The organism is Marinobacter sp. DSM 26671, from assembly GCF_900112835.1.
GTDB classification, from domain to species: Bacteria; Pseudomonadota; Gammaproteobacteria; order Pseudomonadales; family Oleiphilaceae; genus Marinobacter; species Marinobacter flavimaris.
In genome coordinates this window covers 1-9,329 of the sequence record NZ_FONF01000045.1, presented here as the reverse complement: position 1 = coordinate 9,329, position 9,329 = coordinate 1, and the positions used below count along the sequence as shown (strand labels likewise).

The window sequence follows — 9,329 nt, the reverse complement described above, 5'->3', positions numbered from 1 at the left end:
GATCGGCATCAGGAACGGCTGATCGATCGCACGCTCCGGCTCGGGGATGTAGTCATCCAGAGCTTCTACCAGCTTCTTAACAGCGGTAGTACCCATCTCGTTGTCGTCTTTGCCTTCCAGCGCCATCAACGCAGAACCGGTGATGATCGGAGTGTCGTCACCCGGGAAGTCGTACTGGCTCAGCAGGTCACGAACTTCCATCTCAACCAGCTCGAGCAGCTCTTCATCGTCTACCATGTCCGCTTTGTTCAGGAACACAACGATGAAAGGTACGCCAACCTGACGGGACAGCAGGATGTGCTCACGAGTCTGCGGCATGGGGCCGTCAGCTGCAGAGCAAACCAGGATCGCGCCGTCCATCTGCGCCGCACCAGTGATCATGTTCTTCACATAGTCAGCGTGGCCCGGGCAGTCTACGTGAGCGTAGTGGCGATTCGGGGAATCGTACTCAACGTGGGAAGTCGCAATGGTAATACCACGCGCCTTCTCTTCCGGTGCGTTATCGATCTGGTCGAAGGCACTCGCAGAGCCTGTACCCCAAACTTCGTGACATACACGGGTCAGGGCAGCAGTCAAAGTGGTTTTACCATGGTCAACGTGACCAATGGTGCCTACGTTCAAGTGCGGCTTATTACGTTCAAACTTAGACTTAGACATTCGACCAATCTCCCTAATCAACCAGGATCGTAACGTTGACCGGATAAATAATGGAGCTCATGGGCGGATTTGAACCGCCGACCTCACCCTTACCAAGGGTGTGCTCTACCAACTGAGCTACATGAGCATTACAAAACAAATTGGAGCGGGCAGCGGGAATCGAACCCGCGTCATCAGCTTGGAAGGCTGAGGTAATAGCCACTATACGATGCCCGCGAGCAATTTAGTGGTGGAGGGGGCAGGATTCGAACCTGCGAAGGCGATGCCGTCAGATTTACAGTCTGATCCCTTTGGCCACTCGGGAACCCCTCCGAGTCGGATTCGCGTGAGCAAATCCGTCAAAACTTAAAGTGGAGCTGGCGGACGGAATCGAACCCCCGACCTGCTGATTACAAGTCAGCTGCTCTACCAACTGAGCTACGCCAGCTCACATTCGCCTCGTCAGCGAGGGCGGTATACTACGGATTTTTTTCTGGCGTTGCAACACCTTCACAAGGCCTGATTTCAACGAAATCAAAATTGCTGCCGTAATCCGCTTTCACCGCCTGAACCAGTTCTTCAGCGAGTTCCGGTTCCGCCTCAAAAGAGAGCGCGTAGCTTATCTGATTTCGGGGGAAGTTGACCAGTACCGCATTAAGATTCTGACGTTTTTTTTCTTCCAGCACGGAAATTGCAGATTCGCGGGACTCGAACAGCCCCAGCGAAATTGCATTGCGGTTTTCGCCCTCGGTAACCAGATAGGAGTCGATCCCCCGCCTCTGAATGTCACGAAACTGGCTCAGGGCGACAGCCTCGGGCTGGGGTGGAATAAGAACCCAGTGCAGGGGTGCCAGCTCTCTTTCGACTTCTTCAATCCTGAAACCCGCCTCCTCCGCGAGAGGTTGACTGTCCACCAGGCTTCGGGCGCGCTCCGCGGTTTCAATCCATCCAAGGCGGGCACAGGACATTTCGGATTCGTCGGCGGGTGCACCAGGCCCGACACCGGAGTCTGCCGGCCCCGGCGATTTGAGGCTGGTCACCCTTGGCAGGCTGCCACTGGCAACATTGGCCATGCCGCCCGATGGCCCCACGAAGTCCGGCAGGTAATAAATAGCAATGCTCACCAGCACCAGCACCAACGCCAACCACCTCATCCGGAGGTTTCCTCCGCATGAATTGCACGAAGGCCCGACAACACAAGATCCGGGCGAGAAATACCGGGCAGACCAAGACCAATAAGCCGGTCAGCATCGCCGCCAGTAACCAGAATTTCAGACAGTGACAGTTTTCGGGCGTCAGCGATCACCCGCTCAATCATCGCAGCAGACAGCCAGGCAAGACCATGGTTCACGCACTCTCCGGTACTCTTGCCAGGATCCGTTGCCAGCCCCTGGTCTGGGTCGAACCAGATCCGGGCGGCATCGGTCCGGAGACTGCGCAGCATCATCTGCAGGCCAGGAAGAATATAACCACCCAGATGCTGACCATGCCGATCAACATAATCGACAGTAACGGCACTGCCTGCGTCCAAGACCGCAAAGCCCTGCCTGTGATCGAGCCAGGCACCGTACATTCCATGCCACCGATCAGCCCCCATTCTCGAGACATCCTGGTAGGCGTTCATGAGGCCATTCCGGGACTGTTCCGACCAGTAAAAGCGAACCGGCGCCTGACACAGCTTCTCGACGGAGCCCGCCAAATGAGTTCGCCTTTCTTCAGACGCGACGGTGGATATGGCGACAGACACCACCTTTCCGATCAGTTCTCCCGACATGCCCAGGGGGTTCTCGTCTTCGAGAGAGCCGGTCCCCGAGGCCAGAACCTCATCCTGGTTTGCAAGACACCACTTCAGCCGGGTGTTACCCGCGTCAATAAACAGATTCATTTTGCCACTCGCAGACTGATTTCCCCTGCGCGCACCGGAACAAGCCCGTTTTCGGTCCGGATTTGATAGTTGCCGGCGTCATCAATGCCACAACCGACACCTTCGACATCACCGCCCCGGGCCTTGAGCGATTTTCCCATGAACACATCGCGACGCTGCCAGGACTCCCGAAAATCTGCAAACCCGATATCCGAGAACAGCGCGACAGCATCGAATACAGCATCGATGATTGCACCGCCGATCTGGCTGCGCGACCACTCGACTTGAGGGCAGGCCCTGGCGAGGCTGCTCCAGGGTTGATCGACGCCATCAGCCCGGGACATATGTACATTCAGCCCAATACCCGCAATGACCTGCACCACGCCTTCCTCCAGCTCGCCCTGGAGCTCCACCAGGATGCCGCCAAGCTTGCCGTCCGGCAGAAAAATATCATTTGGCCACTTGAGTCCGACCTCCGGCACTCCCAGTCGTTCCAGGGCATTGGCCACCGCAACGCCGAGCACCAGACTTAACCCATCCAGTACACTGAAGCCGCCGTGGAAGGTGAGCCCCATGCTCAGGTACAGGTTTTCGCCCTGGGGGCTTTGCCACACACGCCCCCGTCGACCTCGGCCGGACGTCTGACAGTCGGCGATAACAACCGGGACACCTTTGCTTCCGGCGGTAATCTGCCTGATCACCTCGGCATTGGTCGAGTCAACCTCGTCGAGGACTGTCAGTGAAAGCTCCTGCTCCCGGCCGGCGGCAATTTCACGAAGCACCCGTGCCCTATCGAGCAGGTCCACCCGGGACACCAGCTGATATCCACGTCCGCGAATCGTGGCAATGTCAGCACCTTCCTCCATCGCGCGACGAATCTGCTTCCAGATTGCGGTACGACTAACCCCGAGCTTTTCGGCCAGCGCGGCTCCGGAGTGAACCTGACCGTCACTGAGCAGCTCTATAAGTGCTTTGGATTTCATAAGATGCATCCAGCCATGAAATTGGGTAAGGCCGGATTAAACACCAGGGAAGGGAAAAAGACAAAGTTGGCGGTGTCGCTTTGCGAACCGCCTGTCGGAAGATCAGGGAATCGGGGTTGCGGTCAGATTGGCCTTGATATCAAAGTTCTGCATTTTGACGCCATAGACGGCCGTCTGAGCACCACCAACGGGATGAACCAGGTCGATATTGTTGATCGAGAGTTCCTTGAACCGGCTTCTCGCCTTCACAGCAAACCCGAGCGGTCTGTTGTCGGCCTCGGCGAGGGTTGGATTGGAGACATAGCGGTAACCGGCAGTGGACGAACCATCCATGATTTTTTCATCGCCCCGGTTGCCTGTCACTCCCATTGCATCCGGACCGTCCTCCTTCTTCACAACCCGGGTTTGATAGACATCCACGGAAAGATCGGTCCGTAGCCCAAACGAGTTGTCGTCTACGCCATCACCATCAAAGTCCCCACCATCGCTGGTATGGATATCGTTCAGAACGAGGCTCGTCCCGGTTCCGTTCATGGCCTCACCAACACCGCTGCTTTGCCGGTTGGTTTCCCAGGTCAGCGAGTTCTTCCGGGCTTCATTGATGGCCTTGGCAAGCACCTGCTTCAGGCGGACCGTCAGCCCCTCCTCACCCCGGGTTTCCCAGACGCCTCCGGAAGCCGCACAGGCGGATGGGCTATCACCCATGCCACCGGCGCAGACATCGCCGGCCCCGCCGGGGACGACGGTCATGCTGCTGCCGGTTTCGTATTTCTGAATCACGAACCTCCCGAAACTCTGACCGGATTCCTTGTCGCCGATTCTCAGATTGCCGATATCCATGGTGCTCCAGGATTCGCCCTTGATCACCGCAAGCCCCTCCTGGCTGACATCAACGGTCATGTCACGCACATGCGCGTCATAATCCAGTTCGGTAATCCAGAGACCCTTCTGGGGAATCTCACCATTACCTTCATCGTAGGGCACCGCGATAATCGCCGCCTTGCCGTTCCTGATGCTGACATCGGAATTGATGGTTATCCCCTCACCCGATGCGCCGCCTGCACCGAGCGTCACATGGCCATCAAGCTCGAATTCGTAAGCCGGATAGAACCCCAGTGCCAGCAGCAGCTCTGTGCCACCCTGCAAGGGGGCGTCATCACTTCCTACTCGCAGACCGTTGATCCGGTAGCCGGCCCTGATGTCCTCGAAACCAATCCGCAGACCATCGAAGAACTCGGTATCGTTGGTGACGCCATCGCGAGTTACATTGACCGTTACATCGCCCTGCCCCCAGGACTGCAGGCCACTGAAGATCACCCGGTTGCCGTCTTCGGTGTAGCTGAAATCAGCAAGCCGAAGACTCCATTCAGTGGCAAGTCGCAAGCCCTGCGGCCCGGCGTCAGGGTGTCCACCCCCCTGCAGATAGATCGCATTGGAATAGCTGCGGCCGTTGAACACCTGATCTTCAAGCAGAAAGCTGACATTCACCTGACCGATACTCTTGCCATTGCCACCCACCTCAATAGCGCCAATGCTGAATTCACCATCCATGGAGCCAAGGGTCAGGGCCAGGGCCGGTCTATTCTGCCAGTCGGTCGCCACATCGAGCCGGAGGTCGTTAATCCGATAGACGCCAGTGATGTCTCGAAGCGCGAGGGCCTTTCCGTCATCCCTGTACAGAAAAGAGGCCGAGTGTATAACGGTCTCATTATCGATTCGCAGGCCCTCTCCGGATCGGCCGCCGGCAGTCAGGCTGGTGCTGGAGGAAAGCTCGTAACTTCCACTCAGGCTGCCATAGCTGGGTAGAGGCTGTCCGTTGCCGGAATCGACAGATACGCCATGATTCAGGGGGTTGCTGCTGTAACGAATCGCGCCGACCTCCCAATCCCCGGTTATTCTGGGCGCATTCAGAGCCAGAGTGTCGCCGACCACATCCAGGGTTACTCCCAGTGCCTCCACATTCATGGTGATATCGTCCAGAAAAACTTCATTGCCATTGGTGCGATATCCCAGACGGCCGCCAGTCATCGTGTAGGCGGAGTCAAAGGTATATCCGGCCCCGCCAACGGAGCTGCCCTGCCTTATATTTAAATACCCTTCCAGAGAATGATCGAAAAAGATCCCCCCCATACTGACACCGGGGGCCCCGGCGAGCCGGATATCACCGAACTCGATCCGTCGGTCTTTCACCAGGTAATCGAGGTTAAGGGATGCATCCTCCTCAACATCGATGCGAATCAGGTGGAATGCCTGACCAGAAGGATCAACGGCGGACCCAATGCGCAAACCGTCCAGATGGATGCTGCTGCCATCATCAACATAGGACAGTCGATCTGCCGTCAGGCCAAGATCGAGCTCTACCGACAAACCACTCTGGCCACTGATGTTTGCCAGCGTGGAATCGTCCAGGCTTTTCATGTCGGCGACCACCGGCAAGGCGAGGACCACACAAAACAGCCCAGTGGCCATCGGGGCAAGTTGTTTGATTCTGTCTGGCGCGCCCATAACCGTTAACCTCTTCAATCTCACGGATTCCCCGCCGGAAACACGAGCAGGTTTCCTTCCATCACAACGTCCCCTCGCATATCAACAGAGAATATGTCGGTCTGCTGAAAGCCGGGGTCGGTGGGCCGGGCCGTGCTGCTGGAAGAAATCTTGAATTGAACGTCGTTGAACCGAACAGTATTGGGTAGCCCAAGCTCCAGCACATCCCGATTGAACAGTTCGCCATCACCACCGAATCCGGAATCGACTTTGCGGACCCGCAGTGTCAGGCCCTCAAACGCGAAATTGCCCCGAATATCATCAAGAACCATCCATCCCCCGTCCTCTTTCAGACGGTAGGCAAAGCGGGCACCGCACTTCTTGTCAGCATCATCACAGCGTCCGAAATAGCTGTTCTCAACCGGGCCACCCATTTCATTGATGCTGATGTCGCCGGACAGGTAGATTCCACCCTGTCCGGAGATATGCGAGAGAGCTTCATCTCCCAGGCGGGCGAGTTCGGCAAGGCTGGGGAGTGAAAACAGAAAAACAGGGAGAGCAAGTATTGTTCTGCGCAGAAAGGATTTCATTGGCTCAGATCCCTGGTCTTAATGTTCAAGTGTTGTATCAGCATTCCCTGTACACGGGCCGAACCAAAATCGCGGTCGCCAACACTGAAATTTCCGATCTTGAGATTGCTGCGAAACTCCGGGTTCGTGTAGTAGGACTCGTAGAAATCCCAGGCGTCCGCATCACTGCTGCCGCGGAGACCGTCGGCACCGATCTCGCCCGGCTGAGGGCGCCGAATTGCAGCAACCTCCACTACAAAGTTTCCACTGCCATCAACGTCGAAGAATACCGGTTGAAGCTGGTTGCCAATCGCCAGTTCGAGCGCAAAATTGCTCATCAGTATTCGTGATCCGCAGGTAGAACCGTCCTGTGCGCAGGCATTGATAGAAAGTTCCGGGGAATAGAAATTCAGCTTGAACTGGCCGACCATCTGGCGCCGATCGTTATCGCCCCAAAGGCGCAGATAGCTACCATCGATGACAGCACTCTTTGCGTGGATATTGATATTGGCAGACCGGTCGTCACCAACTGCCACGTTCATCTGCATGCCGATGTCCGCTCGTTCCCCGATGTATCCAGCGGACGCCGGGCGACTCGAGCAGGTGCCGCTGCCAGGACCGGCCCCGGAGTCCATGCAGTCATAACCCTGGTCGCTATTGACCATGGCACTGGCTGCGAACTCCAGCACCGCCTTGTTAGCGATACCAATATCATTGCCATCCACCACATCAATTTTCCACGGGTTCAGGAGTCTCCCGAGATTGACCGGGCCCAGGGTCTCTCCGTAGTTGCTATTGGCCCCGGCGATGTAGAGATGGTTTACCGTAATATCGACATCACGGCCGTCGGTGCTTTTGATCCCGCCAATCCGGAAAATGCGTGCCTGCTCTCCCGAGGCATCCGGCTCATCCGTTCCATGGGAGAATTTGAAATTCTCCAGTACAAGGCCGATCCCGGCTCCATCAATCGAGGACATTTCAGTTTCCGAAAGCCCCTGAAGTTCCGCCTCAACAGGCACTGGGGCGGCCAGAACAGCCGCCATCACCGGAAGGAGCCGCGCGAAAACAGGAAGCTGACTGAAACTCAACCATTTCATACGAAGCTCCTCAGAACAGACCTTTGCCGCGGTCGATGTATTCGGTGCGGTAACGCTGGGTGCCATAGAGCGCCTCGTTGAGATTGACCTCAGTAGCGCCGTTGGGAATATTGAAGAAGGCACCTGATGTGGCCTTGATAAAATCTTCGGGCGTGAAGTCTGTTTTCTTTACATCCTTCAGCCAATCAAGATCTTTGGTCTGGAATGAGATAAAAGCACCGTCGGCCGGCCCGGTGATACGTCGCTCGCCATTGACCTCACCAACCTCTCCTACCGGGAAGCTGTTATAGATATCCAGGTCGAAACAGGAATCTATTCCAAGGACCAGGCAGTCCTCCGCGTAAACATAAATGTCACCGCCTGAACAGCTGAAAAAGGAACAATCCGGAACCTCGATTCGGGAACTCGACCCCCAGCCGATCAGATTCTTTACCGACCAGCGGGTAAAGCCGCTTGCGCCTTCGAGAATGAACCGTTCGCCATCCGGTATACCGATGTATTCCGCTCTTACCGGGTCCAGGGAGCCAATGTTCGGATCGCCCTCCGCACCGTAAACCAGCTCTGCCTTGGTGGATAATGGACTACCGCCTTCGAGTAGAGGGGTGAGGAGCACGATGATTTGGTCAAAAAGGTTACCGCTTGAGCTGGCCTGGCTCAGCCCTTCACCGCGGTCAATGATGTCCACGTTCACATTGCCAGTCAGCGTTTCAATCTTGCCGGACAGGACACCCATGGATTCACCGAAACCCAGTCGGAAGCCGACCACCTCTTCAGTTTGTTCATCGAAGGCAAACTCCAGAAACGGATTCTGGATCAAAAAAGGAACGATTTCCCCCTCTGCATAGGCACTGCCATCGGGCTTTCGCTGTCTCGGAGCTTTGGGATTGGCGTCAAAGTAAGCCTGATTGTTAATGTAACCAAGGGCAAAATCTTCAATATAGACATCCGAAGTGCCCGGTTTCTCACCTTCCCGGTCGTAACGGCCCATTTCCAGCACATCCACATTGGTCTGGATTTCAATGTCCATTCCGAGATTGACCCGGGTATAGGCGGTGTTGTCGTTGGCATCAGGATGGTACTGGCGGTCAACCGATACAAAGGCCTGCCCTGTGACTTCAGACATCTGTCGATCTGAAATCGGGCGCAGTTCGGCGTTGACCCCCGAAGCCAGTAAAGGCAGGAGGAGAAGCGAATAAAATGGTTTACTCATAGTCACATCTCACCGCGGCCGCTTCTTGTTATTGGCGGCTGATTTAAAGATGACTGATGAGCGTCTCTGAGGCTGGCTTGGATTTTTGGTGTTGTTTTAGCCAGTTCTTTTACAGAAGTGTAACCTCGGTTACATGTTGTCACTGTGCGCAGTGTCATGGTTTTGGCATTTGCCAAATTTCAGGCAATAAAAAACCCCAGCATCGAGGATGCTGGGGTTTTCGGTATTAGGAGCCTGACGATGACCTACTCTCACATGGGCAACGCCACACTACCATCGGCGCTGGTCTGTTTCACTTCTGAGTTCGGGATGGGATCAGGTGGTTCCAGACCGCTATGGTCGTCAGGCAAAACGGTTGATCACTGGAGGACGAGAAGGAACTGAGTGATGTTGATTTCGTTTGAGCGGTTAGGCTCTGCGTTATCCGCAATTGTCTTGGGTGTTATATAGTCAAGCCGCACGAGCAATTAGTATCGGTTAGCTCAA

The 9,329-nt window shown here is 55.8% G+C and carries 8 protein-coding genes, 4 tRNA genes and 1 rRNA gene; all 13 read right to left on the bottom strand.

Translation table 11 applies throughout. From position 1 onward, the window contains the following. A partial coding sequence (locus BM035_RS21755; RefSeq protein ID WP_139216093.1) for a GTP-binding protein occupies positions 1-657 on the bottom strand: 657 nt, incomplete at its 3' end. Between the two features lie 51 nt (positions 658-708). Next, positions 709-784 (bottom strand) — tRNA-Thr (locus BM035_RS21750). Between the two features lie 14 nt (positions 785-798). Further along, a tRNA-Gly gene (locus BM035_RS21745) sits at positions 799-873 on the bottom strand. A gap of 11 nt (positions 874-884) precedes the next feature. Continuing rightward, positions 885-969: transfer RNA gene (locus BM035_RS21740), tRNA-Tyr, on the bottom strand. A 39-nt stretch (positions 970-1,008) separates the two neighbouring features. Next, positions 1,009-1,084: transfer RNA gene (locus BM035_RS21735), tRNA-Thr, on the bottom strand. A 31-nt stretch (positions 1,085-1,115) separates the two neighbouring features. Continuing rightward, positions 1,116-1,790: a hypothetical protein gene (locus BM035_RS21730; RefSeq protein ID WP_254775562.1), complete on the bottom strand. Its 675-nt coding sequence runs from the start codon at positions 1,788-1,790 to the stop codon at positions 1,116-1,118. After that, entirely contained in the window at positions 1,787-2,521 is a 735-nt protein-coding gene (locus BM035_RS21725) for a type III pantothenate kinase (RefSeq protein ID WP_008174817.1), read from the bottom strand. The genes BM035_RS21730 and BM035_RS21725 overlap by 4 nt, the downstream gene beginning before the upstream one ends. Next, positions 2,518-3,483, bottom strand: coding sequence for a biotin--[acetyl-CoA-carboxylase] ligase (locus BM035_RS21720; protein WP_092034375.1), 966 nt, complete (start codon positions 3,481-3,483; stop codon positions 2,518-2,520). Before BM035_RS21720 ends, BM035_RS21725 begins: the two co-directional genes overlap by 4 nt. 102 nt (positions 3,484-3,585) lie before the next feature. Then, positions 3,586-5,988, bottom strand: coding sequence for a DUF6160 family protein (locus tag BM035_RS21715; protein ID WP_092034373.1), 2,403 nt, complete (start codon positions 5,986-5,988; stop codon positions 3,586-3,588). Between the two features lie 20 nt (positions 5,989-6,008). Beyond that, positions 6,009-6,557 carry a hypothetical protein gene (locus BM035_RS21710; protein ID WP_092034372.1) on the bottom strand — a complete coding sequence of 183 codons (549 nt, stop codon included), beginning with the start codon at positions 6,555-6,557 and terminating at the stop codon, positions 6,009-6,011. Continuing rightward, complete coding sequence (locus BM035_RS21705) at positions 6,554-7,633, bottom strand: hypothetical protein (RefSeq protein WP_014575945.1); 1,080 nt, start codon at positions 7,631-7,633, stop codon at positions 6,554-6,556. The genes BM035_RS21710 and BM035_RS21705 overlap by 4 nt, the downstream gene beginning before the upstream one ends. A gap of 10 nt (positions 7,634-7,643) precedes the next feature. Continuing rightward, the gene (locus BM035_RS21700; RefSeq protein WP_041644920.1) at positions 7,644-8,843 is read right to left on the bottom strand and encodes a hypothetical protein; all 1,200 of its coding nucleotides are present in this window, start codon (positions 8,841-8,843) and stop codon (positions 7,644-7,646) included. A 232-nt stretch (positions 8,844-9,075) separates the two neighbouring features. Then, a 5S ribosomal RNA gene (gene rrf, locus BM035_RS21695) occupies positions 9,076-9,190 on the bottom strand. Positions 9,191-9,329: the final 139 nt, after the last annotated feature.